Source organism: Streptomyces sp. NPDC002057 (assembly GCF_040296665.1).
Taxonomy (GTDB): domain Bacteria; phylum Actinomycetota; class Actinomycetes; order Streptomycetales; family Streptomycetaceae; genus Streptomyces.
The window spans coordinates 24515-48022 of record NZ_JBEOXR010000042.1; the positions used below are offsets into that span (position 1 = coordinate 24515).

The 23508-nt window shown below is 73.4% G+C and carries 20 protein-coding genes; 8 read left to right on the forward strand and 12 right to left on the reverse strand.

Annotated elements, in window-relative coordinates:
* Window positions 1-230 precede the first annotated feature (230 nt).
* From ABT129_RS27160 to ABT129_RS27170, 3 genes are all read left to right on the forward strand, one after another.
* Entirely contained in the window at window positions 231-2534 is a 2304-nt protein-coding gene (locus tag ABT129_RS27160) for an MMPL family transporter (RefSeq protein ID WP_351906829.1), read from the forward strand.
* Window positions 2535-2538: 4 nt separating this feature from the next.
* Window positions 2539-3903, forward strand: a complete 1365-nt coding sequence (locus tag ABT129_RS27165) for a sensor histidine kinase (RefSeq protein WP_351906831.1) — start codon at window positions 2539-2541, stop codon at window positions 3901-3903.
* Window positions 3904-4084: 181 nt separating this feature from the next.
* Complete coding sequence (locus ABT129_RS27170) at window positions 4085-4690, forward strand: response regulator (protein WP_351906915.1); 606 nt, start codon at window positions 4085-4087, stop codon at window positions 4688-4690.
* A 34-nt stretch (window positions 4691-4724) separates the two neighbouring features.
* On the opposite strand, the gene ABT129_RS27175 is transcribed toward ABT129_RS27170, so the two are convergent.
* Entirely contained in the window at window positions 4725-5438 is a 714-nt protein-coding gene (locus ABT129_RS27175) for a hypothetical protein (RefSeq protein ID WP_351906833.1), read from the reverse strand.
* Window positions 5439-5805: 367 nt separating this feature from the next.
* Between ABT129_RS27175 and ABT129_RS27180 the strand changes: the two genes are divergently transcribed.
* Window positions 5806-6180: a VOC family protein gene (locus tag ABT129_RS27180; RefSeq protein WP_351906835.1), complete on the forward strand. Its 375-nt coding sequence runs from the start codon at window positions 5806-5808 to the stop codon at window positions 6178-6180.
* Window positions 6181-6277: 97 nt separating this feature from the next.
* Here ABT129_RS27180 and ABT129_RS27185 read toward each other — a convergent pair whose 3' ends face one another.
* From ABT129_RS27185 to ABT129_RS27195, 3 genes are all read right to left on the reverse strand, one after another.
* On the reverse strand, window positions 6278-7660 hold the full coding sequence (locus ABT129_RS27185; RefSeq protein WP_351906837.1) for an amidohydrolase: 1383 nt from the start codon (window positions 7658-7660) through the stop codon (window positions 6278-6280).
* A 50-nt stretch (window positions 7661-7710) separates the two neighbouring features.
* Window positions 7711-9006, reverse strand: a complete 1296-nt coding sequence (locus ABT129_RS27190; RefSeq protein ID WP_351906839.1) for an amidohydrolase family protein — start codon at window positions 9004-9006, stop codon at window positions 7711-7713.
* A gap of 190 nt (window positions 9007-9196) precedes the next feature.
* Window positions 9197-9892 (reverse strand): GntR family transcriptional regulator, encoded by a 696-nt coding sequence (locus ABT129_RS27195; RefSeq protein ID WP_351906841.1) that lies wholly within the window; start codon window positions 9890-9892, stop codon window positions 9197-9199.
* Between the two features lie 264 nt (window positions 9893-10156).
* Between ABT129_RS27195 and ABT129_RS27200 the strand changes: the two genes are divergently transcribed.
* Window positions 10157-11860, forward strand: coding sequence for a BCCT family transporter (locus ABT129_RS27200; protein ID WP_351906917.1), 1704 nt, complete (start codon window positions 10157-10159; stop codon window positions 11858-11860).
* A gap of 1 nt (window position 11861) precedes the next feature.
* Here ABT129_RS27200 and ABT129_RS27205 read toward each other — a convergent pair whose 3' ends face one another.
* The 3 genes from ABT129_RS27205 to ABT129_RS27215 all read right to left on the reverse strand — a co-directional run bounded on the left by ABT129_RS27205 (window position 11862) and on the right by ABT129_RS27215 (window position 15132).
* A complete protein-coding gene (locus ABT129_RS27205) occupies window positions 11862-13151 on the reverse strand; it encodes a sugar ABC transporter permease (RefSeq protein WP_351906843.1) in 1290 nt (429 codons plus the stop codon).
* On the reverse strand, window positions 13148-13927 hold the full coding sequence (locus ABT129_RS27210) for an ATP-binding cassette domain-containing protein (protein WP_351906845.1): 780 nt from the start codon (window positions 13925-13927) through the stop codon (window positions 13148-13150). Before ABT129_RS27210 ends, ABT129_RS27205 begins: the two co-directional genes overlap by 4 nt.
* 113 nt (window positions 13928-14040) lie before the next feature.
* The gene (locus ABT129_RS27215; RefSeq protein WP_351906847.1) at window positions 14041-15132 is read right to left on the reverse strand and encodes a sugar ABC transporter substrate-binding protein; all 1092 of its coding nucleotides are present in this window, start codon (window positions 15130-15132) and stop codon (window positions 14041-14043) included.
* 214 nt (window positions 15133-15346) lie between these two features.
* Here ABT129_RS27215 and ABT129_RS27220 point away from each other — a divergent pair, with 214 nt between their 5' ends.
* The gene (locus ABT129_RS27220) at window positions 15347-16111 is read left to right on the forward strand and encodes an ankyrin repeat domain-containing protein (RefSeq protein WP_351906849.1); all 765 of its coding nucleotides are present in this window, start codon (window positions 15347-15349) and stop codon (window positions 16109-16111) included.
* 48 nt (window positions 16112-16159) lie between these two features.
* Here ABT129_RS27220 and ABT129_RS27225 read toward each other — a convergent pair whose 3' ends face one another.
* From ABT129_RS27225 to ABT129_RS27240, 4 genes are all read right to left on the reverse strand, one after another.
* Window positions 16160-16924 (reverse strand): hypothetical protein, encoded by a 765-nt coding sequence (locus ABT129_RS27225; protein ID WP_351906851.1) that lies wholly within the window; start codon window positions 16922-16924, stop codon window positions 16160-16162.
* A 203-nt stretch (window positions 16925-17127) separates the two neighbouring features.
* On the reverse strand, window positions 17128-18015 hold the full coding sequence (locus ABT129_RS27230; RefSeq protein ID WP_351906853.1) for a DUF4436 domain-containing protein: 888 nt from the start codon (window positions 18013-18015) through the stop codon (window positions 17128-17130).
* Between the two features lie 32 nt (window positions 18016-18047).
* Entirely contained in the window at window positions 18048-19229 is a 1182-nt protein-coding gene (locus ABT129_RS27235; protein WP_351906855.1) for an agmatine deiminase family protein, read from the reverse strand.
* A 225-nt stretch (window positions 19230-19454) separates the two neighbouring features.
* A complete protein-coding gene (locus ABT129_RS27240) occupies window positions 19455-20066 on the reverse strand; it encodes a TetR/AcrR family transcriptional regulator (RefSeq protein WP_351906857.1) in 612 nt (203 codons plus the stop codon).
* A gap of 175 nt (window positions 20067-20241) precedes the next feature.
* Between ABT129_RS27240 and ABT129_RS27245 the strand changes: the two genes are divergently transcribed.
* Both ABT129_RS27245 and ABT129_RS27250 read left to right on the forward strand, forming a co-directional pair.
* Window positions 20242-21831 carry a serine/threonine-protein kinase gene (locus ABT129_RS27245; RefSeq protein ID WP_351906859.1) on the forward strand — a complete coding sequence of 530 codons (1590 nt, stop codon included), beginning with the start codon at window positions 20242-20244 and terminating at the stop codon, window positions 21829-21831.
* Window positions 21832-21885: 54 nt separating this feature from the next.
* Window positions 21886-22467, forward strand: coding sequence for a TetR/AcrR family transcriptional regulator (locus tag ABT129_RS27250; RefSeq protein ID WP_351906861.1), 582 nt, complete (start codon window positions 21886-21888; stop codon window positions 22465-22467).
* A gap of 38 nt (window positions 22468-22505) precedes the next feature.
* On the opposite strand, the gene ABT129_RS27255 is transcribed toward ABT129_RS27250, so the two are convergent.
* On the reverse strand, window positions 22506-23297 hold the full coding sequence (locus ABT129_RS27255; protein WP_351906863.1) for a class E sortase: 792 nt from the start codon (window positions 23295-23297) through the stop codon (window positions 22506-22508).
* Window positions 23298-23508 lie beyond the last annotated feature (211 nt).

Below are 23508 nucleotides of genomic sequence, written 5' to 3' on the forward strand. Positions count from 1 at the left end.
GTGCGCAAGGGAATCGAGGAGTGGATGGGAGCGCTCCCTCGGAGGCTCTCTCCGGGACTCCCTCCGAGGCTTCCGCCGAGATGCGTCCTGCGCCGTGTTCGGTGACTCGGGCCGCCCGGCGGGCGTCGTCGCGCCTGAGGAGGACGGCCTGTTGTCCACCGGTCGGTGGACAACAGGTTCAACCGGCCGAGCCTGTCGGCGAGACGGCCCCGGCGGCGAGTCTGGGACGCATGACGAACCCCACCGTACGGATGGCCCGCCTCAGCGCCCGGCACCCGTGGCGCGCGCTGATCGGCTGGATCCTCTTCGTGGCCCTCTGCCTCGGTACGGGCATGGCGCTCGGCGCCAACCCGGCGACCACCGAGGACTTCCGCATCGGCGAGGCCGGCCGTGCCGAGGCCCTCGCCGCCGAAGGCGGTCTCCAGCAGAAGCCCCTTGAGCGGGTCCTCATCCAGGCCGCGCCCGGCACCGGCCCCTTCGACCGGACCGAGGCCGAGGCCGCCGCAGCAGAGATCGGCGCCCGGATGCGGGGGCTGCCGGAGGTGCTCTCCGTGGCCGACCCGGTCGCCGACGCCGGACGCGCCTCCCTGCGGGTCGACATCACGATGAAGGGCGCCGAGCTCGACGGGAAGCGGCACGTGGACGCGTTGCTCGCGCAGACCGCCGACGTCGGTGCGGCGCACCCCCGGCTGCTCGTCGAGCAGGTCGGCGGCCCCTCCATCGGCAAGGGGGTCGACAAGCTCCGCGGCCAGGACCTCGCCCGTACCGAGATCATCGCGCTGCCCGTCACCCTGATCACCCTGCTGATCGTCTTCGGGTCGGTGGTCATGGCCGTCGTGCCGCTGCTGCTCGCGATCTCCTCGATCGTGGCCGCGGTGGGCCTGTCGATGGTCGCCTCGCACGTCTTCCCCGACGCCGGCGTCGGCACCAACGTCATCCTGCTCATCGGCCTGGCCGTCGGCGTCGACTACACCCTCTTCTACCTCAAGCGGGAACGCGAGGAGCGGGCTCGGGCCGCCGACGGGCGCCTGGCCACACAGGCCGTCGTGGAACTCGCCGCGGCGACCTCGGGCCGGGCCGTGGTCGTCTCCGGGCTGGCCGTGGCCGTCTCCAGCGCCACCCTCTACCTCGCGGACGACGTCATCTTCTCCTCCATCGCCACCGGAGCGGTCCTCGTCACCCTGGTCGCCGTCCTGAGCTCGCTGACCGTCCTGCCCGCGCTCCTCGCCCTGCTGGGCGAGCGCGCCGAACGCCGCAAGGCCCGCAAGGAAGCCCGTAGGGACGCCCGGTCGGAGGCGGACCGCGCCGCCGACCGGTCCGCTCGGGGCGGTGTCTCCCGCGCCCTTGGTACGGAGGGCGGCCCGGGCACGGGGGACGAGGGCGCGACCCCGCCGGCCGCCCCGCGTGCGGGGGGAGGCCGGATCACGGCCGCGATCCTCCGTCCGGTCGCCAAGCACCCCGCCGTGACGCTCGCCGTGTCCTGCCTCGCCCTCCTCGCGCTCGCCCTGCCCGTCCTGAGCATCAACATCACGGAGATGAGCCGCGAGACGCACTCCCGCGCCATCCCCGCCATGCGGACGTACGACCGTCTCCTCGCCGCCTATCCCGAGCTGAGGTCCATGCACCAGGTCGTCGTACGCGCGGACGCCCGGCGAGCCGGGGAGGTCACCGGAGCCCTGCGCGCACTCGCCGAGCGCGCCGCCGCCGAGGACCCGGCGATCAGCGGCACGCCCGTGCTGCGCGCTTCGGCCGACGGCCGCACCACGCTCCTGGAGATGGCGGTCCACCGGTCCGTGAACAGCGCCGAGGCCCGCACCTCGCTCGACCGGCTCCGCGGCGAACTCGTCCCCGCGACCGTCGGCGCACTGACCGGTACGGAGGTGGCCGTCACCGGCGAGGTCGCCCGCTACGCCGACTACCCCGCCCACCAGAAGCGCAAGCTGCCGCTCATCGTGGGGGCGCTCCTGCTGGTCACCTTCGCGATGACCGTGTGGGCGTTCCGGTCGGTGGTCCTCGGGCTCGTCGGCGTACTCCTCAACCTGCTCTCCGCGTTCGCCTCACTGGGCCTGCTGGTCCTGGTCTTCCAGAACGAATGGGCCGAGGGGATCCTCGACTTCACCTCCACGGGCTCGATCGGCTCCCGTGTCCCGCTGTTCCTCTTCGTGATCCTCTTCGGTCTCTCCATGGACTATCAGGTGTTCGTGATCAGCCGGATCCGCGAAGCGCGCCTCGGCGGCGTGCCCACCCGGCAGGCGGTCCTGCAAGGTCTGGCCTCCTCCGCGGGGGTGGTCACCAGCGCGGCCGTGGTGATGGTGACGGTCTTCGCGAGCTTCGCGGCGCTGCACCTGATCGAGATGAAGCAGATCGGGTTCAGCCTGGCGGTCGCGGTGCTGCTGGACGCCTTCGTGATCCGGATCCTGGTCCTGCCCTCCCTGATGCTGCTGCTCGGCGAGGCGAACTGGTGGCCCGCGCGCGGAACGCGCCCCACCGGGAGGCCCGAGCGGACGGAACGTCAGCCGGTGTCCGTAGGCTGATCGGATGACCGACCGGATGAGCGTGCGGAGCACCGACGGAGCGGCCGACGAGGCGTCCGAGAGGGCACCCGGCCGGACCGTCGGGACGAGGACGGACGAGCCGGCGGAGCGCGCGGCCGGGGGGACGGGAGACACGGTGGTCGAGGAGGCGGCCGGGGGTAGGGGAGACGCGGTGGTCGAGGAGGCCGCCGGGGGTACGGGCGGCGCGGCAGCCGGGCGGACGCCCGAACGGACCACCGAGCCCCCGGCGCTCACCGCCCTGCGCCGCTGGTACACCGCCGCCTGGCTGCTGCTGGGCCTGATCCCCTCCGTCGTCGCCGTCGGCAACGACTCGGGGCCCGCGAAATGGGCCTCCGTCGCCCTCGTGGGGCTGGCTCTCGCCCACACGGCCACCCACCGCGCCCGGAACCACACCCCCGGCTACCTGGCGGCCCTGGCCGCCGGTCTCGGCGTGATGGCGGCTCTCCCGGGCGGCGGTGCGGCCCTGCTCGTCGTCGCTCTCCCGCAGTTCTGGTTCCAGACCCGCGGGCGCCGGGCCGCGGTCCTGTCCAGTGGCTGCGCGACCGCGGCCACCGTGGTGGGGAGCCTCCTGCGGGACTCGCCGGGCAACGCGGTCGCGGCCCTCACCGGATACGCGGTGTCGGTCGTGGCGGGAATCCTGCTCCACCGTCTGGTCGCGGACGGCGAGGCCCGCTCCACCGCGCTGGCCGCCGAACTGTCACTCATCCAGGAGCAGTTGGCGGAAGCCCACCGCCGCCGGGGCGCGGCCGACGAGAGGGAGCGCATGGCCCGCGAGATCCACGACACCCTTGCCCAGGGATTCGCCTCCATCATCGTGCTGGCCGAGGCGGCCCGGACCGGCCTCGACGGAGATCCGGAGCGCACCGCCCGGCAGTTGCGTTCCATCGAGCGGACCGCCCGCGAGAACTTCGCCGAGGCCCGGGTCCTCGTGGGCTCGGCCCCGCAGAGCGGTCTGACCCCCGGCTCGGTGGTGCCGACCCTGCGCCGCACCCTGGAGCGGTTCGCGCAGGACACCGGGATCACGGTGGAGGCGGAGCTCCCCGAGGACGTCGACTGCGACCAGCAGACCCGGATCGCGCTGCTGCGCTGCACCCAGGAGTCCCTGGCCAACGTGCGCAAGCACGCCGACGCGAGCACGGTCGGCGTGGTCCTCACCCGGCATCCGCACGCCATCGAGCTGGAGATCACCGACGACGGACGGGGCTTCGTGGTCGAGGAGTCGCGGGGCTTCGGACTCGACGGCATGCGCAAGCGGCTGGCCGAGCTCGACGGCGAGCTGACGGTGACGAGCTCGGTCGGGGACGGCACCCGCGTCCTCGCGACCCTCCACACGAACGGAACGGCCTGACATGCCCTCAGCCCACGATTCCCGCGACCCGCACGACCCGCACGACCCGCACGACCCGCACGACCCGCACGACCCGCACGACCCGCACGACCCGCACAAGCATCACGAATTGCATGCATCGCACGGACCGGGGGCCCCGGGGGCCCCGATCCGGGTCGTGGTCGTCGACGATCACACCGTGATGCGCGCGGGGGTGATCTCGCTCCTGGCGCCCGTTCCGGACATCGTCGTCGTCGGCGAGGCCGACGACGGGAGCACGGGCCGCGACCTGGTCGAGCGGCTGAGCCCCGACGTCGCGCTGGTCGACCTGCGGATGCCGGTCATGGACGGGGTCGCGGCCACCGCCGCGATCACCGCGGGTCCCGCCCCGACCCGGGTGCTCATCCTCACCACGTACGACACGGACGTCGAGATCGAGCGGGCGGTGGAGGCCGGTGCCATCGGCTACCTGCTGAAGGACACCACCGCCGTCCAGCTCGCCGAGGCCGTGCGCGGCGCCGCCCGCGGGGAGACCGTCCTCGCCCCGCGCGTCGCCGAACGCCTGGTCGCCCGGATGCGCCGCCCCGCGCCGGTCGTCCTGACCCCGCGCGAGCGGGACGGGCTGGGGGCGGTGGCCGACGGCCTGTCCAACGCCGAGATCGGCAGGCGCCTGGTGATCTCCGAGGCGACGGTCAAGACCCATCTCCTGCGTGTCTTCGCCAAGTTGGACGTCAGCGACCGCACCCGGGCGGTGGTCGTGGCCCTGGACCAGGGCCTCCTGCCCGAGCGCGAGATCCCGCACCGCTAGGAGGGGAGGCCGCAGGCCGGCGGCGGTGAGGTCCTCAGCGGGCGGGAGTCGCCGCGCACGAGCGATCACCGGCGTCGCCGAGTCGGAACGGAGCGCGGGAGGTCGTGGTGTTGCGCCGGAGCGTCAGCAGGATCTCGCCCTTCGTGTGGTCCGGGAACCACACGGCGTACAGCGTGCGCGCGCCCTTCGCGGTGGTGCCGATCCGCAGGACCTCGACGGGCTCGCCGCCGCAGGACGCGGACGTGACCTCCTGGTGGTCGGCGGCGAAGACACGGCCCCAGCCGTTCGCGAACGAGGTGAAGAGCCCGCTGATCCTCGGGTGCTTCGCCACGGGCGGATCGTTCGGGCGGGTCACGCACGTCCGCCGGAAGACCAGGTCCCCGGCCACCGACGCGGAACAGAGCCGATGGTCGGCGGTCTCCCAGACGTAGGCCGCCTCGCCGTTCGGCCATGCGTCGATCAGCATCAGCCCCGCCGGACCGGGCGCATCGGGCTTGAGCTCCACCGCCTCCGAGAGGGCCGCACGCGTGCGGCCCGCGACCTCCGCCCGGGTGGCCGGCCGCGACGCCGACGGCGACGGGGGCTCCGCCACGGACGGCGACGCGGAGGCGGAGGGCGGTGGCGCGGCGACCGGCCTGCCGGCCCCGTCCGTACAGCCGCTCAGGGCAGCCGTGACCATCGCGGTCGTGACGACGGCGGTCCGCAGCCGGTGTCGCATGTCGTTCTCCCCCGTGCCGATCATGTTCATGGCGCGGAGTGGAGCCTAGCGGCGCCGGCGGCCGTGCGAGCGGGAATACCGGTGGAGCGGAACCGCCGCGCACCCCCACCGCGCCGCCGAACCCAGTCGCGTCCGGGCAGGCTCACCACCGTCAGCGCGCGGAACCGGGCGCCGATCGGCCGGAGAACACGCTTGTCGCCACAGTCTTGATCAAGTAGCGTTCCTCGACGTGAACACCGGACCGGCGATTCGACGCCATACACAGACGGGCCATCCGGTGGACGACTGACCGCTCGGCGGGTGCGTCGAAAGCACCCTCCCGGTTCGGCACGAGGACCCCCCAGCGCGCAAGCGCCGCAAGTCCTTTCCGTGTCGAATCAACAGCGAGGTCATCCACATGGCAGTCACGTTCAACCACACCATCATCGCGGCCAAGGACAGTCACGAGTCCGCGCGGTTCTTCCGCGACCTGCTCGAACTGCCCGAGGCGCCCTCCTGGGGCCCCTTCGTCAACGTCCAGCTCTCCGACGGCGTGTTGATCCAGTTCGCCGCGCCCCCGGTCGACATCCAGATGCAGCACTACGCGTTCCTCGTCGACGACGAGCTCTTCGACCGCGCCTACGGGCGGCTCCGCGCGCAGGGGATCGAGCACTGGGCCGACCCGCAGATGCGGCGCCCCGGCGAGACCAACACGGATCACGGCGGTCGCGGGGTCTACTTCAAGGACCCCGCAGGTCACGCCTTCGAGCTGATCACGCGGCCGTACCTGTAGTCGGCCGGCGCCCGGAGCCGCGAGGCGGCCGGCCGGGCACCCGAGCGGGGTGCCCGACCGGCCGCGGTCGGCGCCGGAGTTCCCGGCCCGGCCGTGCTCAGTCGAGGAACTCGCCGTCGCGCGCCACCACGACGCCGCCGTGCACCACCATGTCGCGGCGAGGCATGTCCACGACGACCTGCGGCAGGCATTCCCCCTTGACGAGCACGAAGTCGGCCGGGGCGCCGGCCGTGAAGTCGGCGTGGGCCAGGCCCATCACGTCCGCGCCCCCGTGTGCCGCGACGTCGTGACAGTCCGTCAGCTCCTCGTCGAGGCGCACGTCCGTCACCCAGCCGAGGATGTGCGCGCGGTGCATCATGTCGGCGTTGCCGAACGGGCTCCACGAGTCGCGCACGCCGTCGGAACCGAGTCCGACCCGCACGCCGTACTCGCGCAGGCGGGCGATCGGCAGGACGAGCGAGTCGGACGGCGCCACCGTCGTCAGGGCGATGTCCTGATCGCCCAGGTCCTGCGCGATCGAACCGAGTTCACGGTCCGTCAGGCCGGGCAGGCAGAAGACGTGGCTGACCGTGACCTTCCCGGCGAGGGAGAGGGCGCGGGTGCGGTCGACGATGCCGCGCATCGCCTTCATGCCCTTCTCGCCGCGATCGTGCAGATGGATGTCCACGCCGACGCCATGGCGGTCCGCGATGCCGAAGACGGCGTCGAGCTGCGCGTCGAGGGCGTCGTCGAACCCGATCGGGTCGATGCCGCCGATCATGTCGACGAGGCCCTGGCGGGCCGCCTTCTCCAGCAGCGCCACCGTGCCCGGCGTACGGATCACACCGTGCTGCGGGAAGGCGACGATCTGGACGTCCAGGGCGTGACGCAGCCGTTCGCGCGCCTCCGCCACGCCCTCCACCCCGGCCAGGCCGTAGGCCGGGGCCACGTCGGCGTGGGCCCGCATGGCCCGGGTGCCCCGGGAGACGGCGTGCGACATCAGCCCGTACGCCCGCTCCTCGACCGGGCGGCGCTGGCTGCGGAACAGCTCCACGTCCTGGGCGACGTAGTCGGCGATGCCGCTCGCGGGGCGCCGTGACACCCAGGAGCCGCCCCAGGTCGTCTTGTCGGGGTGGATGTGCGCGTCCACGAGGGAGGGCAGGGCGATCCGGCCGCCGCCGTCGACGACCTTCGCGCCGCGGGGCGCCGGGCGGTCCGAGACGCGCCCGTCGACGACCACGAGATCCCTGGCCCTGGCGCTCCCGAACGGACGGACGTCACGGAAGACCACCGTCCGCGCCCGGTGCCCCGCGGCCCCGGACGGCGCCGCCTCGGCGGACACGGACGTGGTGGCCGCCTGCGCGGACGTGGCGGTGGTGGCGGCGGTGGCCGTGGCACCGGCCAGGGCGGCGGCGCCGGCCAGCATCGTGCGGCGGGAGAGCGCGCCGGGGGAGGACGGAGACGGGAGCGATGTCGCGGACGAGGACGAGGGGGACGGCATGAGGACTCCTTCGAGGGGGTGGGGTGATGGGCCCGGTACGCGGTCCCGGGTCAGGTCAGGACGCCCGCCCGGACCACTTCCACCGGCTGCTTCAGTACGCCGGCGTCGGCGAGCGGGTCGCCGCTCAGGAGGATCGCGTCGCCCGCGTAGCCGCGGGCCAGGCGGCCCACCGAGCGTTCGAGGCCCAGGAGGCGGGCGGCGCCGGTCGTCGCGGTGCGGATCGCGTCGAGGGCCGGAAGACCGGCGGCGCGCATCAGCGCGACCTCGCCGCCGATCGGGTCCACCGCACCGCCGGACGAGTCGGTGCCGGCGGCGAGCGGGACGCCGAGCTCGTGGGCGGCGAGCACCGCCCGCTTCAGCACCGGGAGGTACGCGCGTCCGCGTTCGGCGAGGACCGGGTCCGAGGACTCCGCCAGGCCGGCGATGGCGGTGAGGGTCGGCGTGAAGAACGTGCCCCTGCGCCGCATCTCGCGCAGGGTGTGCTCGCCGACGAACGCGCCGTGCTCCAGGGACCGGATGCCCGCCGTCACGGCGTCGTGGCAGCCCCGCTCGCTGTAGCTGTGGCACAGGACGCCCTTGCCGCGGCGACGGGCCGCCGTGACGATCTCGGCGAGCTGCTCCCGTGAGTAGACCTGGGCGAGCGGGTCCTGTTCGGGGAGCCCGGCGCGTTCGTTGACCCGGGTCTTGATCACGTCCGCGCCCCGGTCGAGGTTCACCTCCACCACGCGCCGCAGGGCCTCCGCCGAGCGGACGCCGTCCTTGAGGCGGGCGAGGGGGGTGAGGTCGGGGTCGGCGAGCACGGTGTCGCCGAGGTCCGGGGTGACGAAGACCCCGGCGGCCTTCAGGCGGGGCGCGAGGGCGGGGGAGTGCCGGGCGAGTTCGCGGACGGCGATGTCCTGGTAGAACGCGGTCGATCCGCTGCGCGCGCTCGTCGCGCCCTTGCGGACGGCGTCGCGGGCCTCCGCGGCGGTGCTGAGGTGGATGTGCGCGTCGACCAGGCCGGGCAGGACCCACCGGCCGTGGGCGTCGAGCACCTCGACCCCCCGCGGCACGGCGACCCGGTCGCGTCGGCCGGCCGCGCGGACGGTCCCGTCCTCGATGACGACGACGGCGTCCTCGGTGACCTCGCCGGTGGCCGGGTCCAGGAGGGTGCCGCCCCGGATCACCAGGTAGCCCTGCCGGGCGGGGGAACCGGAGCCGCCGTGCCGGCCTCCGGCGGGGGCCGGCCCGGCGGAGGCGGCCGCCGGTCCGGCGGCCGCCACGGTGCCGGCCAGGGCGGCCGCACCGGCGAGGACGCCGCGGCGGGTCAGCCTGCCGGGGGGCGGCGGGATGGCTTCGACGCACATGGGTGCTCCTTGGGGGAAGGGGCCGAGGGCTTCCCCGTTTTGTATACCAAGCTGGAGGCGAGCGACAAGGGAGGTGGTCGGGAGATCCGGAAAGGACCGTTCCGTGACGTCGTCGAGCGTCGAGGGGTGCGTCGTCACCCCTTTTTGGTATACGAATGACCCAGGGCGTTTCCCGGGAGGCCGAAGGCCCTCAGGCGTCGCCGAAGAGGGAGCGCAGGGCGACCGTCCTGCTGTCCCGCACGTGCAGCAGCGTGCTCGCCGCCGCCGCCTCCGCGTCCCCCGCGGCGATGTGCCGGTACATCTCGGCGTGCTGGGCCCGCATGTGCGCGGGCTCCTCGCGCAGGCCGAAGACCAGGCGCAGCTGCCAGCTCAGCTGCTCCATGGTGCGGGCGAGCAGCGGGTTGCCCGACATGGCCACGACGGACTCGTGGAACGCCGTGTGGGCGGCCACCTCGCGGGTCCCCTCGTCCGCCGCGGCCGCCGACTCGGCCTGGTGGAGGGTGGCTTCGAGCGCGCCGAGCCCCCGGGTGTCGCCCGCCGCGCGTGCCCGCGCCGCGAGCCGGGACGCCTGGACCGCCAGCGGCTCCCACACCTCGTACAGGTGCTCCACGTCCGACCGTTCCAGGCGGCGCACGCGTACCCCGCTGTGCGGGAGCAGTTCCAGGAGCCCCTCCGTGACCAGGGCGCGCAGCGCCTCGCGGACCGGTACGCGGGACATGCCGAGCTCCTCGGCGACCTCGCGCTCGACGAGGCGGGCGCCCTGCGCGTACCGCCGGTCGACGATCCGCTGGAGGACGGCCTCCCGCGCGCGCGTGCCGAGCGGGACCGGGGCGGGGAGCGCGGCCTCGTCGCCGTTCGCCGAGCCGTTCCTGTGTCTGTCCGCCACCTGTTCCGACCTCTTCCGTCCACGTCCGCCCCGCGCTAGGGCCGCCCGGGGCGAGGATACGTCGGGCCGTTGCGGGCCACCGGTCAAGCCGTGGAGGTCTGTTGGTCCCCGGTGTTCGCTCCCGGCTGTGGTACTGCCTTACAGAGACATCGTCATGTTTGTGTTGAAATACCGCATTGCCGGTGAAAGGTGTCATCTGTGTCAGAGGAAGATCAGGGGCCCGACGACCGCGGAGCGGGCGCCGAACGGAGCGGCAGGGAGGGACTGCCGGTGACGGCGGACCTGCCCGGCCGCGCGGACCACCACCATCGCGCCCGTACCGACCGGATCGTGTTCGGTGTCACCGCCGTCCTCACCGTGGCCTTCGTCGTCTGGGGCGCCACGGCCACGGGCAGCCTGGAGAGCGTGTCGAGCAGCCTCCTGGACGGGCTGATCCGCAACGGCGGCTGGGCGTTCATGCTGGCCGCGTCCGGCTTCGTCGTGTTCGCGCTCTGGCTGGCGATCAGCCGGTACGGGCGGATCACCCTCGGCCAGGAGAGCGAGGGCCCGGAGTTCCGGACGGTGTCCTGGATCGCCATGATGTTCAGCGCCGGTATGGGCATCGGCCTGATGTTCTACGGCGTGAGCGAGCCGCTCGCCCACTACGGGACCCCGCCGCCCGGCACCCATCCCGTCGACTCGGCCGAGCGGATGCAGATCGCCATGGCCACCACGCTCTTCCACTGGACGCTCCATCCGTGGGCGATCTACGCCGTGGTGGGGCTCGCCATCGCGTACTCCACGTTCCGGCGCCGGCGCCGGCAGACCATCAGCGCGGTCTTCGTCCCGCTGATGGGGGAGAAGCGGGCGTACGGCGGACCCGGCCGGTTCATCGACATCCTGGCCATCTTCGCCACGCTGTTCGGCTCCGCCGCCTCGCTCGGGCTCGGCGCGCTCCAGATCGGCAGCGGCTTCGAGGAGCTGGGCTGGATGGAGAAGGCGGGCACCGGGCTGCTCGTCACCATCATCGCCGTCCTGACCGTGGCCTTCGTCTTCTCCGCCGTGTCCGGGGTGGAGAAGGGCATCCAGTGGCTCTCCAACATCAACATGGTGCTGGCCGCCGTGCTCGCCCTGTTCGTGTTCGTCGCCGGACCCACCATCATCGTGCTCGACCTGCTGCCCACCTCGATCGCCGCCTACATCGGCGACCTGCCGCAGCTGGCGGGCCGCACCGAGGCGACCAGCGGCTCGAACATCCACGACTGGCTCGGCAGTTGGACCGTCTTCTACTGGGCCTGGTGGATCTCGTGGACGCCCTTCGTCGGCATGTTCATCGCCCGGATCAGCCGTGGCCGCACCATCCGCCAGTTCGTCGGCGGCGTCATCCTGGTGCCCAGCACCGTCAGCCTCGTGTGGTTCGCCGTCTTCGGCGGTACGGCGATGAAGCTCAGCGAGCAGGGCGAGCTGGCGGCGGAGAGCACCCCGGAGGGGCAGCTCTTCGGAGTGCTCCAGGAGTTCCCGATCGCCGGTGCCATGAGCCTGCTCGTGATGATCCTCGTCGGGATCTTCTTCGTGTCGGGCGCGGACGCCGCCTCGATCGTCATGGGCACCCTCTCGCAGCGCGGCTCCTTCGAGCCCACCCGCCCCGTGGTGGTCTTCTGGGGCGTGGTGACCGGCGCGGTCGCCGCGATCATGCTCCTCATCGGCGACGGCCAGGGCGACGCCCTCGCGGGTCTGCAGAACCTCACGATCCTGGTCGCGGCGCCGTTCGTCCTGGTGATGATCGGGATGTGCGTGGCCCTGATGCGGGACCTCCGCGAGGATCCGCTGATCGTCCGCGGCGAGGTCGGCGTGGAGGTCATGGAACTCGCCGTGATCGCGGGCCACGAGCAGTACGACGGCGACTTCGAACTCCGTATCGGTCCCGGCACCGCGGACTCGGACGCGCCCACCGGCACCGGCACCGGCACCGGCACCGGCGGGTCCTGAATCACGCCCTGCCGGCGGCCTTCTGGCTCCTCCTGGACAGCGAGTCGACGACCACGGCGGCCAGGAGGACCGAACCCGTGATCATGAACTGGACGGCGTTGCTGACGCCCATGATGTTCATGCCCGACTGGATGGAACCGATCACCAGGGCGCCGAGCAGGGCGGACCACACCGTGCCGCGGCCGCCGAAGAGGCTCGTGCCGCCGATGACGGCGGCGGCGATGACGTTCATCAGGAGGTTGCCGCCGCCGGAGGTCTGGCTCGCGGACTGGATCTGGCCGGCGAGGAAGAGCCCGCCGACCGCCGCCATGGTCCCGGCGATCGAGAAGACCGACATCCGCACGAACGGCACGCTGATGCCCGCCCTGCGCGCGCCCTCGATGTTGCCGCCCACCGCGAAGATCCGGCGGCCGTACGTGGTGCGCCGGAGCACGAAGTCCAGGAGCACCAGCACGATCAGGAAGACGAGGAGCGCCAGGGGCAGGCCCTGGTACCGGTTGAGGATGTACGCGGTGGCGAAGGCGATCGCCGCGATGACGACCGTACGCAGCACGATCTCGGCGACCGGCCGGGACGGCACCCGGGCCGCCCGGCGCCGTTGGGCGTCCAGGAGCGAGGCCGCCAGGAACAGCCCGACGCCGACGGCCGCCGCGATGTAGGCGGCGGCCGGGCTGTGGTAGATCGTCGAGTAGAGCCGGGAGACGATCGACTCGCTGGGGATGTTGACCGTGCCGCTGCTGCCGAGCACCTGGAGCATCAGCCCGTTCCAGGCCAGGTTGCCCGCGAGGGTGACCACGAACGCCGGTACCCCGACCTTCGCGAAGAAGAAGCCCTGGATGAGTCCGACCGCCGCGCCGCCCCCGATGGCGATCAGGAGCGCCAGCCACTCGTTCATGCCGTTCAGGACGTTCAGCACCGCGAAGATCGCGGCGCACAGACCGCTCACCGAACCCACGGAGAGGTCGATCTCGCCGAGCAGCAGCACGAAGACGATGCCGACCGCGATCATGCCGGTGCCGACGATCTGCTGGCTGAGGTCGGACAGGTTCTGGGCCGAGAGGAACGTGCTGTTGAGGCTGCCGAACACCGTCCAGATGATGATCACGGCGAGTACGACCGGCAGCGACCCGAGCTCTCCGCTGCGCAGCTTGCGCCGGAACTCGTCGAGGTACCCTTTGACGCCCTCCTCGCGGACGAGGAGCCGGGTGTCGACGGCGGGCATGGCGCCGGACGCCGGTTCCTGACTGGCGTCGTCGGCGCCGGAGGGGCTTCGGCCCCGGTCGCGTCTCATCGGTCGTCCTCCAGCTTGCGGGCCTGACGGCGCGTGACGGCGCTGTCGGTGGCCCCCGTGATGGCGGAGATGATCTCCTCGGTGGTCGTGGAGCGCTTGTCGAAGAAGCCGTTGTTCCGGCCGAGGCGCATCACCGCGATCCGGTCGGCGACCGCCATCACGTCCACCATGTTGTGGCTGATCAGGATGGTGCCGAGGCCCTGCTCACGGAGCCGCTCGACCAGGTCGAGGACCTCCGCGGTCTGCTCCACACCCAGCGCGGCGGTCGGCTCGTCGAGGATGACCACCTTCGGCGAGCCGATCAGCGAGCGGGCGATGGCCACCGTCTGGCGCTGACCGCCGGAGAGGGAGGCGACGGGGATGCGGACGCTCGGGATGCGGATGGAGAGGGTCTGAAGGAGTTCGCGCGCCCGCTGGTCCATGCGGACCTCGTCGAGAACGCCGAAGCGGCGCAACTCCCGCCCCAGGAACAGGTTGGCGACCACGTCGAGGTTGTCGCAGAGCGCCAGGTCCTGGTAGACGGTGGCGATGCCGAGGTTCTGGGCGTCGTGCGGCCGGCCGATGGAGACCGGCCTGCCCTCCCAGGTGATGACGCCCTCGTCGGGCGGGTTCACCCCGGCGATCGACTTGACGGCGGTGGACTTGCCGGCGCCGTTGTCGCCGACCAGCGCGACCACCTCACCCGCGTGTACGTCCAGATCGAAGTCCTTCAGCGCCTGGACCGCGCCGAACCGTTTGGAGATGCCCCGGAGTGTGAGCACGGGTGCCTCAGGCAAAGGAACCGCCTCCTCCGCTCGCCCGCTCGCGCGGGTCCGAGCCCCGCCGGGGCGACCGCCGTCCCGGGCGGGACGCCCCGGGCCGAAGCGCCCGGGACGGAACCGCCGTGCCGCTACTGGAGTCCGGCCTCCTTGCAGGCCGCGGCATACGTCGGGGTACAGATCTCCTGGACCGTGTACAGGCCGTCCTTGACGACGGTGTCCCCGATGTTGGTCTTGTCGACCACGACCGGCGTGAGCAGGTTGGCCGGGACCTTCTGGCCGCTGCCGCTGGTGACGGTGGTGGGCGTCAGGTCGGCCGGCAGCGGCTTGCCCTCCGCGAGGTTGACCGCCATCGTCGCCGCGATGTCCGCCTCCGGCTTGTACGGCTTCATGACAGTGATCGTCTGGGTGCCGAGCAGGATGCGCTGGATCGCGTCGAGCTGGGCGTCCTGGCCGGTCAGCGGCACGTTGATGCCCGCCGCCTTCAGGGCGGTGGCGATGCCGGCGGCCAGTCCGTCGTTGGCCGAGTACACGCCGACGATGTTGTCCTTGCCCAGGGCGCTGATCGCGCCGGACATCTGCTGGTTGGCGTTGTTCGGGTCCCAGTTCGGCGTGTCGTACTCCTTGCCGATCTTCACCTTGCCGTCCAGGACCGAGTGCGCCCCGGCCTTGAACTCCGCCGCGTTCGGGTCGGTCGGCGACCCGTTGTGCATCACGATCTGGCCGCTCGCGGCCTTGTCGCCGAGCGCGTCGAGGAGCGCCCGGCCCTGGAGTTCGCCCACCTTGCGGTTGTCGTACGAGACGTACGCGTCGACCGGACCCTGCGCGAGGCGGTCGTAGGCCACGACCTTCACGCCCGCGTCACGGGCCTTCTGCACGGACGACTGGATCGACTTCGCGTCCACCGCGTCCAGGATGAGCACCTGGTCGCCCTTGGCCAGCGCCGTGTTCACCTGCTGTTGCTGGGTGGTCGCGCTCTCGGCGGCGTTGTAGTAGTCGATCTGGGCGTTCGGTGCCAGTTCCTTGATCTTGGCCTCGATGTACGGCCGGTCGAACTTCTCGTACCGCGTGGTCTTGCTCTCCGGCAGCAACAGGCCGATCTTCACGTCTTGCCGCGCCGCAGACGCCGCGCCCGGCTGGACGGCCCCGCTGGTCGCCACCGCGCCCAGACAGAGGGCGGTGGCTCCGGCCAGGGCTATCGCGCCCCGCAATGTACGGGTCATGGGAGGCTCCTTCCGTACTCCCCTCCCGCCGCCTCACGAGTGCGGGAACGAGGATGCACATGTGGCCTATATATCGACATTAGCCGCAAGCCGGGGACCGGCAAGCGGGTGAGACGGCTCCGGCCGGGCGGCGCCGCTCCGCCGGCTCGGGCGCGACGGCGCCGGTTCCGGCCGGGCCTGTGCGGTCCCGTCCCCGATGCGGCACCCTGTCCGCATGCCCACCCCGCGCACACTGCGCTCACAGGACCCCGTCGCCGTCGCCGTCACCGAGGCCGTCCGCACCGGCGACCTCGACGCCCTGCGCGGACTGCTCGCCGCACACCCCTGGCTCGCCGCCGCCCGGGTCGTCGAGGAGCGGGAGGGCCACGGCCCCGGCGGGCGGAGCCTGCTGCACCTGGCCGCCGACTGGCCCGGCCACCGGCCCCGCGGCCCCGAGACCGTCGCCGTGCTCGTCGCGGCCGGCGCCGACCCGGACGCCCGCTTCACCGGGGCGCACCGCGAGACGCCCCTGCACTGGGCCGCGAGCAACGACGACGTCCCCATGATCGACGCCCTCGTCGCCGCCGGAGCGGACATCGAGGCCGACGGCGCCGTGATCGCGGGCGGCACGCCCCTCGCCGACGCCCGCGCCTTCGGACAGTGGCGCGCCGCCCGCCGGCTGCTCGAACTGGGCGCCCGCCCGACCTTCCAGGACGCCGCGACCCTCGGCCTCCTCGACCGGGTCGAGGCCCGTCTCGCCGCCGATCCGCCGCCCGCTCCCGAAGAACTCACCGAGGCGTTCTGGGGGGCCTGCCAGGGCGGCCGCCTCCCCACCGCCGTCCGCCTCCTGGAATCCGGCGCGGACATCGACTGGATCGGCTGGGACGACCTCACCCCGCTGGACGTCGCCCGCGCCGGGAAGGCGGACGAGGTCGTCGCCTGGCTGACGGCTCGCGGGGCACGGACCCGCGCCGAACGGGAGGCGGCCGACGGCGTGTGAGCGGCCCCGGCCCCGCACGCGAACGAAGGCCCCGTGCGGGGCCGGGCCTCAGGTCCCGTCGGTGACCTCGGTCGTGCCGGTGGTCCGCAGCAGCCTGAGGAAGGCCTTCAGGCCGGTGATGATCTCCTCGTTGTCGGTGAGCCGGTTCACCGTCGTCTCGAACTCCCGCGCCAGCGCGGCGATCCTCCGGTCGGTCTCGTCGGCACGTCCGTGCGCGGAGAGGGCGACGGCGTCCACCGTGCGGCGCAGCTCGGCGAGGGCCCGGTACTGCTCCTCCGCCTTGCCGTCGAGAACACCGGCCCCGCTCTCCAGGGCGGCCACCCGGCCGGTCAGCGCCACCACGTCGTCGCGCGGGAACGTCACGTCCTTCAGCAGGACGCCGAGCCTGCCCCGCAGCTGCCCGAAGTACGCTCCGGCCGGTCTGAAGAACGTACTGACGAGGAAGAACCCGGCGAACCAGTAGCCGGCCCCACGACCGGTCGCGGCGGCCACCGCGAGCGCCACGCCGGCCGTCACCACGTGCCCGGCGACGGCGACCCGCAGCATCGCGCGTGCGATCCGCCGCGCCTCGCCGTCCCGCTCCTCGGAGACGACGATGCCCTTCTCCCGGCTGACCGCGATCTCGGCGAGGACCGCATGGGCCCGGAAGTACAGGTTCCACGGGGCCGTGAGGAGCAGCAGGAGCCAGAGCAGCCCCAGGACGCCCGCCCCCACGGCCAGCACCGTCCCGGGCGGTGCCCCCACCGCGTACGCCAGCACCAGCGCTCCGACCGCGAGCCCCGCAGCCACGAACGCCCCCACGACCTTGCTCATGCCGCCCCCTCCGCGCCGGTCCACACCCTGGCGTCATGGTCCCGCCGCGCCCCGCTCCCGGCATGAGTACCGCTACTCAGATCCTCGGAACGGAAGCGCGGACGACGGAACTCGGAGCGGAGGCGTGGACGACGGAAGGGGGCGGAAGCGTGGACGCCGGGAGGGGAGCGGCACCGACCGCGGAGCCGGGAGGGGACGGTGGGTCAGCCGATCGTCGGCGGCGCACCGCGCGGCGGCGGCGGGCCCTCCGCCCGTACGGCGCGGACGACCACCACGATCACGCAGAACGCGATGAGCGTCTCCGCCCAGAAGAACGCCAGGTAGTCCAGCAGACTGCCGATGGGCGGCGCGCCCGGCGCGGTGTTGCGGAAGGCGGCCAGGGCGAACAGCGTGGCCGCCATCCAGCCCAGGGCCGGCCAGGTCAGCCCCATGCGCCGCCGTACGAGGTGCCAACCGCCCATCAGTACGGCGACGGCGAGGGCCCACATCGCCACCATCATGAACACCGCGAAGACGAGCACGCTCCGGGAGCGGGCCACCTCCGCCGAGAACACGGCGGCGCCCCGGATCTCGGAGGTGTCGACGGCCAGGGCGAACAGCGCGTCCCGGTTGGTGAGCGTCATGCGGACGGGAACGCTCTCGCCGCCCTGCACGGCTCCGAACTCCATCTCCGCCCCGTACGCGTCGAAGGGATAGTCCGTGACCGCGCCGCCCGTCAGGGCGACGGGCACGTCGACCGTGGCGATCCGGCTGTGCGCGGGGAAGGTGAGGTCCCCGCGCACGGACGACGAGGTCTGGAGGGTCAGATCCTCGGCGGGGGAGATGCCGCCCGCCTCCGCGAGCGTGCCGCGCGGGGTGACGAGGACGCGCAGGACCAGCTCCCGGCCGGCCGCGTCGACGCGCTGCACCGAGGCGTCGATGTCGATCCGGTCGGGAGCCCGTCCTCCGGCGGTGTGGCGGGTGTCCAGGTCCTGGCGTTCGCCGAACTGCAGCCACAGCCCGCAGAGGGCGGCCGCCGCGACGGCCAGGAGCACGAGTGCCGTGCTCAGCGGCCCGCCGGGGGGCCGTGGTGGACGTCGCTTCAGGGACACGGCCGTGCTCCAGGGTGGGGAGGAAGGGTGACTCAGGCGGCGGGCTTGCCGGGCTGGTCGTGGGTCGCGCAGTGGATGCCGCCGCCACCGGAGGCGATGGTGTCGATCTGCACCTGCACGACGTCCCGCTTCGGGAAGTGCTCCTGGAGGATGCCCCGGGCCCGGTCGTCGGCCGCCCGGTCGCCGAACTTCGGCATGAAGACGGAGTCGTTGGCCACGTAGAAGTTGGCGTACGTCGACACGAAGTCGTCGCCCTCTCCGGTGATCCGGTCGAGGTCGGGCTGCGGCAGGTCGACGATCTCGAAGCGGCGGCCGCGCGCGTCGGTCGCCTTCTCCAGCACCGAGCGGGCCTGGTCCGCCGAGCGCGACCAGGAGTCGGGCGGCGAGCCGGGGAACGCCTGGTCCAGCAGGACCACACCGGGGGCGGTGAACCGTACGAGGCTGTCCACGTGGGCGTCGGTGATGTCCTCGCCGCGCACACCCGCCAGCCAGACCACCTTCTCCACTCCGAGGGTCTCGATCAGCTCGTCCTCGATCTGGTCCCGGGTCTTCCCCCGGTTGCGGTTGTCGTTGACGATCGAGCTCTCCGTGACGAGGAGGGTGCCCTCGCCGTCGGTCTCGAACGAGCCGCCCTCGGCGACGAGCGGCGCCTGCTCGCGGGGGATGCCGTACTTGCGGAGCAGCAGACGGCCCACCTGGGCGTCGTTGGTGTGCTCCTGCTTGTTGCCCCAGCCGTTGAAGTTGAAGTCGACCCCGATCAGCTCGTCGCCGTCCTCCACGAAGACGGGAACGGTGTCACGGGCCCACAGGTCGTCCACCGGGAGCGGGATCACCTCCACCTGCGAGCCGCAGGCCCGCTGCGCCGCCGCGACCTGGGCGGGCCGGGCCATCATGACGACCGCCTCGTATTCGGCGACGGCGCGGGCGATCCGGGCGATGTCCTCCCGTACGTAGGGCAGGTCGTCCTCCCAGACGGAGGCGAGCGCCGGCCACGACATGAACGTACGGGTGTGGCTGTCCCACTCGGCGCCGAACCGGCGCTCGCCGGCCTCGGAGGCGGGGCGGGAGGAGCCGGTGGCGGCGCGGGACGAGGCGGCGGGGCCGGCCGACGCGGACTCACCCGGGCCGCAGGCCGCGGCGCCGAGGGCGAGGGCGCCGCCGATGCCGGCGAAGGCGCGCAGGGTCGAGCGGCGGGAGGGAGGAAGGTGGGACACGCTGTGCTCCGATTCATGGGCTGGCGAGACTATCCAGCGTCGGCGGGCGGATCGTGGTGACGCGCGCGCGGCATGGCGGGATTCGCGGGCCTGGGCTTCACGCGGGTGACCCGGCGTACGGAGACGGGGTACCCGGGACGTGAGTGGGGGTGGGCCGTGGCGCCACTCTGACACTGACTGGATTTTCAGTCAAATAGCCCGGGCGGCGTGGCGTCGTGCCCACGGTCAGCCCGTGACGCACACGGTCCGCCGGTCCGGCAGGTCCAGCCGCCGTACCTCCGCCGCGATCGCCTCCCGCATCAGCTCGCGCGCGTGGCCCACCGGCAGGATCCCGATGAGCCAGCGGGTGCTCAGTCCTTCGAGGAGGGCGGTGAGCCGCTCCGCCGCCGCGACGAGGTCCGCGTCCGGGAGCGGGGGTCCGACCCGGCCCAGGAGGTCCGCGACCTCGCGGACCCAGCCGGCGCCCGCCCGCGCCAGCTCCTCCCGCAGTTCGGGGTCGAAGACCGCGCCGGCCCGCAGCTCGCCCCAGGCGGTGCTGTTCTCGCGGACCTCCGGCAGGTCCTGGAGCTCCAGGAGGAGCCGCCGTTCCAGCTCCCGGCGCGAGGAGGCCGGATCGCGCGGGCCCGGGGGGTCCCGGCGCGTGAACCTCTCCGCGCGGGTGCCGATGAACCCCAGCGTGCTGCGCAGCAGGCCCGCGCGGTCCTCGAAGTGGTAGTACACGAGCGCCTTGGAGACCCCCGCCTCGGCGGCCAGCTCCTCCATCCGGAGGCCGCGCACGCCCCGGCGCGCGATCACCCGCGCCGCCGCCTCCAGGATCGTCCGTCTCCGGTCCCTCATTCCCGTACCCCTCTCACCGTTCCCCCGGTCGGCGACCGGACTCGTGTTGACTGAAACTTTAGTCAACGGCACGATCAGGTGGAGGGCGCGCCGTGCGCCCGTACGCGCGCCGGCGGGCTCCTCTCTCCTGGACCCCGCCCCGAAACGCCGTTCCGCACCGCCGAAAGAGCCGCCGATGTCCTCCTCCCCACCCGCCGGGACGCAACCGGCCCACGCGCCGCTGTCCCTCGACGACCCCCGTGAGATCGGCGGCTACCGTGTGCACGCCCGGCTCGGCGCCGGCGGAATGGGGGTCGTCTACCTCGCCCACACGCCGGGCGGGCGCCCCATCGCGGTGAAGGTCGTCCGGGAGGACTTCGCGGCCGACCCCGAGTTCCGGCGGCGCTTCGCCCAGGAGGTCGCCAGCGCCCGCCGCATCCACGGCCTCTTCACCGCGCAGGTGGTGGACCACGGCGTCGACGAGGCCGTCCCCTGGCTCGCCACCGCGTACGTACCCGGCCCCTCGCTCCAGCAGGTCGTCGAGCGGCACGGGCCGCTCCCCGCACGCACCGTCCTCCTGCTCGTCGCGGGCATCGCGGAGGCCCTCCAGGCCGTGCACGCGGCGGGCGTGGTCCACCGCGACCTCAAGCCCGCGAACGTCCTGCTCGCCGAGGACGGCCCTCGCGTCATCGACTTCGGCATCGCGCGGGCGGCCGACGCCACCGGGCTCACCGGCACCGGCCTGCGGATCGGTACGGCCGCCTACATGGCCCCCGAACAGGCCGTCGGCCTTCCGGTGACGTCCGCGACCGACGTCTTCGCGCTCGGCGCGCTCGGCGCCTACGTGGCCGGAGGAGCCCTGCCGTTCGGCACCGGGCCCGAATCGGCCGCGCTGTACCGGGTCGTCCACGAGCCCGCCGACCTCTCCCGGGTGCCGGGGGAGCTCCGCGCCCTTCTCGGCCGGTGCCTGGCCAAGCGGCCGGAGGAGCGACCCACCCCGGCCGAGCTGATCGCCGCCGTACGCGCGCACCCCGCGGTCGGCCCGTCTCCGGAGTTCGCCGGGGGATGGCTGCCGGGAGCCGTGAGACAGGAGATCGCCGGACGGGGGGCGGGCGCGGACACCACGCCTCCGCCGCCCCCGGCGTACCCCACGCCGCCCGCGGACCCCGAGGTGCCGACCCCGCACGCCCTGCCCACCCGCACGGCCGGGCCGCCCGCGCCGGTGCGACCGCCCACGCGGCGGGCCCAGGCGGTGGACGAGGGCGCGCGGGCGGCGCCGGGCCGGGCCCGCCGCGGACGGCGGCGCGCGATCCCGCTCGCGGTCGCCGTCGTCGCCCTGCTCGCCCTGTCCGGCGCGGCCGCCTACCACCTGACCGGGCCTCGGACCCCGTCCGGCGCGACCGCCGGAGCCACGTACACGCGCGGCTTCCCCGACGTCGAACTGACCGCCCCCGACGGCGGGTACGAGTTCGACCTCGCCGCCGGGAAGGTGGTGCCCGCCGAGACCGCCGCCTGGTACCTCGCCCGCGAGGGCGGGGAGCTCGTCGTGCCCGAGGACACCGACGCCTTCGTCGCCTCCGGATACACGCTGAGCCCCGCCGACTGCGAGCGGGGCATCGACTCGGAACCGGTCACCCGCCTTCCGCTCGACGACCTCGCCGACGAACGCCCCTTCTGCGTCCGCGCCTCCGACGGCGAGCGCCTCGTCATCGCGCGCCTCGTCGAGGCGGAGCCCGGCGCCGGCCCCGTCACGGTCGTGGTCGGCCAGTACCGGGCGGGCCGCTGAGCGGCGGTGCCGGCGACGATCACATCGCCCGGCCGTCCGGATAGGGTTCACGGCATGTCGTCTCGCAGTACTCAGATTCTTGAAGCGGCCGCCCGGGTGATCGCCCGGCGCGGGGTGCGCGGGCTTCGCGTGGAGGAACTCGCCGCGGAGGCAGGGGTCTCCACCGGCCTGATCTACTACCACTTCAAGGACCGCACGGGGATCCTGCGGCACACGCTGGAGTTCATCAACGACCGCGCGGAGCGGTACACCACCTCCCGGGACCCCGAAGCGGAACCGCTCAGCGCCCGCGAGGAACTCGACGAGGTCCTCCTCCTCGAACTCCAGGACACCCCGGAGGTACGGGAGAACAGCTCGGCCTGGGGCGAACTGCGGGCGAGCGCCGTCTTCGACCCGGTTCTGCGCGAGGACCTGGCGAGGGCGACCCTGGTGTGGGTGCAGGAAGTCGCCGCGCTCCTGGGCCAGGTCCAGCCGATGGCACCGGCGGCCACGCTCGCCGCGTCGGCGGAACGGCTCACCGCCCTCCTGGAGGGTCTGAGCATGCGCTGGCTCAGCGGAGGCCTCGCGGTCGACCACGCGCGCACCCTGCTGCGGGAGGCCGTCGACGTGGAGTTGGCCGCCCTGCGGCAGCCGTAGCGGGCACCGGCCCGGTACGGAGTCCGCGCGCCGGACGCCTACGCGGGGCGGGTGGAGGTCAGGACGCCGACCTTGTCGATGCGGTGCTCGGGGTTGTTCTGGGCGTCCCGCCAGAAGTTGCCCGCCGCGTTGTCCTCGGGCGTCGCGCAGGTGGAGAGCGTGATCATGGCCCGGGTGGGCTTCTCGCCCGGCTCGCCCGGCACCGCCGCCCGCTGCTCGGCGAGCGAACGGGCCGAGCGGAAGGACGTGGTCCGGGTCTCGACGATCTCGTAGGTGTAGACGGTGCCCTCGGCGACGACGCGCACCTCGTCCCCCACCTCGACCGAGGGCAGTTCGCGCAGGGGTCCGCCGGCCGAGAGCCGGTGGGCGGTCACCAGGTAGTTGCCGATCTCGCCCGGCCCCACGCCACCGCGCTCACCGTAGGGACTCGCGGCCACACCGCGGTCCTGGAGGCGGGTGCCGGCGGCGTCGTCGGTCGTCCCCTCGTACGGCACGACGTCCAGGTCCTCGACCCCGATCGACGGTATGGACACCTCGGCGGCGACGGGCCCCCGGGGCGAGGGGGCCGGCGAGGTCGCGGGGGTGACCGGGGGAGCGCTGGCGGGAGGGGCGGGAGCGGGAGGGGCGGCCTCGGCCGAGGGGCCCGACTCCGTGGCCGCCGGGACCACCGATGTCGGGCCGTGCGCGCCGGTGGCCGTGGCGTCGCCGTCCGCGCAGCCGGAGAGCGCGGCGACCACCGCGACCACCGCGCCGAGGACGGCGCCCCGGACCCGGCGGCCGACCCGGCCGCCGGACGATATCGGGGGAGACGCTCCACGCTTCGCACCCATCTCCCCAGGATGACCCACTCCCCGTCCTCCGGCACCCACGGCGGCCATCCGCACGGTCGGCCGCCCTCCCGTACTCGCGGCGGCCATCCGAGCGGCCGAGGCCCGGGGCCGCCGTATCCCCGGTGCCCCGCCCCGGCCTCTCCGCCGGAAAACGGGTTGGCCGGCCGCCGCCCCGCTGTCATGATCCCTCTGTTTCCCTGACGGAGGACAT

Bases quoted from the DNA above. Each gene is read 5' to 3' on its own strand.
- ABT129_RS27160 (WP_351906829.1), top strand. From the start codon at position 231: ATGACGAACCCCACCGTACGGATGGCCCGCCTCAGCGCCCGGCACCCG.
- ABT129_RS27225 (WP_351906851.1), bottom strand. From the start codon at position 16,924: ATGAGCAAGGTCGTGGGGGCGTTCGTGGCTGCGGGGCTCGCGGTCGGA.
- ABT129_RS27205 (WP_351906843.1), bottom strand. From the start codon at position 13,151: ATGAGACGCGACCGGGGCCGAAGCCCCTCCGGCGCCGACGACGCCAGT.
- ABT129_RS27250 (WP_351906861.1), top strand. From the start codon at position 21,886: ATGTCGTCTCGCAGTACTCAGATTCTTGAAGCGGCCGCCCGGGTGATC.
- ABT129_RS27175 (WP_351906833.1), bottom strand. From the start codon at position 5,438: ATGAACATGATCGGCACGGGGGAGAACGACATGCGACACCGGCTGCGG.
- ABT129_RS27180 (WP_351906835.1), top strand. From the start codon at position 5,806: ATGGCAGTCACGTTCAACCACACCATCATCGCGGCCAAGGACAGTCAC.
- ABT129_RS27255 (WP_351906863.1), bottom strand. From the start codon at position 23,297: ATGGGTGCGAAGCGTGGAGCGTCTCCCCCGATATCGTCCGGCGGCCGG.
- ABT129_RS27220 (WP_351906849.1), top strand. From the start codon at position 15,347: ATGCCCACCCCGCGCACACTGCGCTCACAGGACCCCGTCGCCGTCGCC.
- ABT129_RS27240 (WP_351906857.1), bottom strand. From the start codon at position 20,066: ATGAGGGACCGGAGACGGACGATCCTGGAGGCGGCGGCGCGGGTGATC.
- ABT129_RS27245 (WP_351906859.1), top strand. From the start codon at position 20,242: ATGTCCTCCTCCCCACCCGCCGGGACGCAACCGGCCCACGCGCCGCTG.
- ABT129_RS27185 (WP_351906837.1), bottom strand. From the start codon at position 7,660: ATGCCGTCCCCCTCGTCCTCGTCCGCGACATCGCTCCCGTCTCCGTCC.
- ABT129_RS27170 (WP_351906915.1), top strand. From the start codon at position 4,085: ATGCGCGCGGGGGTGATCTCGCTCCTGGCGCCCGTTCCGGACATCGTC.
- ABT129_RS27190 (WP_351906839.1), bottom strand. From the start codon at position 9,006: ATGTGCGTCGAAGCCATCCCGCCGCCCCCCGGCAGGCTGACCCGCCGC.
- ABT129_RS27215 (WP_351906847.1), bottom strand. From the start codon at position 15,132: ATGACCCGTACATTGCGGGGCGCGATAGCCCTGGCCGGAGCCACCGCC.
- ABT129_RS27165 (WP_351906831.1), top strand. From the start codon at position 2,539: ATGACCGACCGGATGAGCGTGCGGAGCACCGACGGAGCGGCCGACGAG.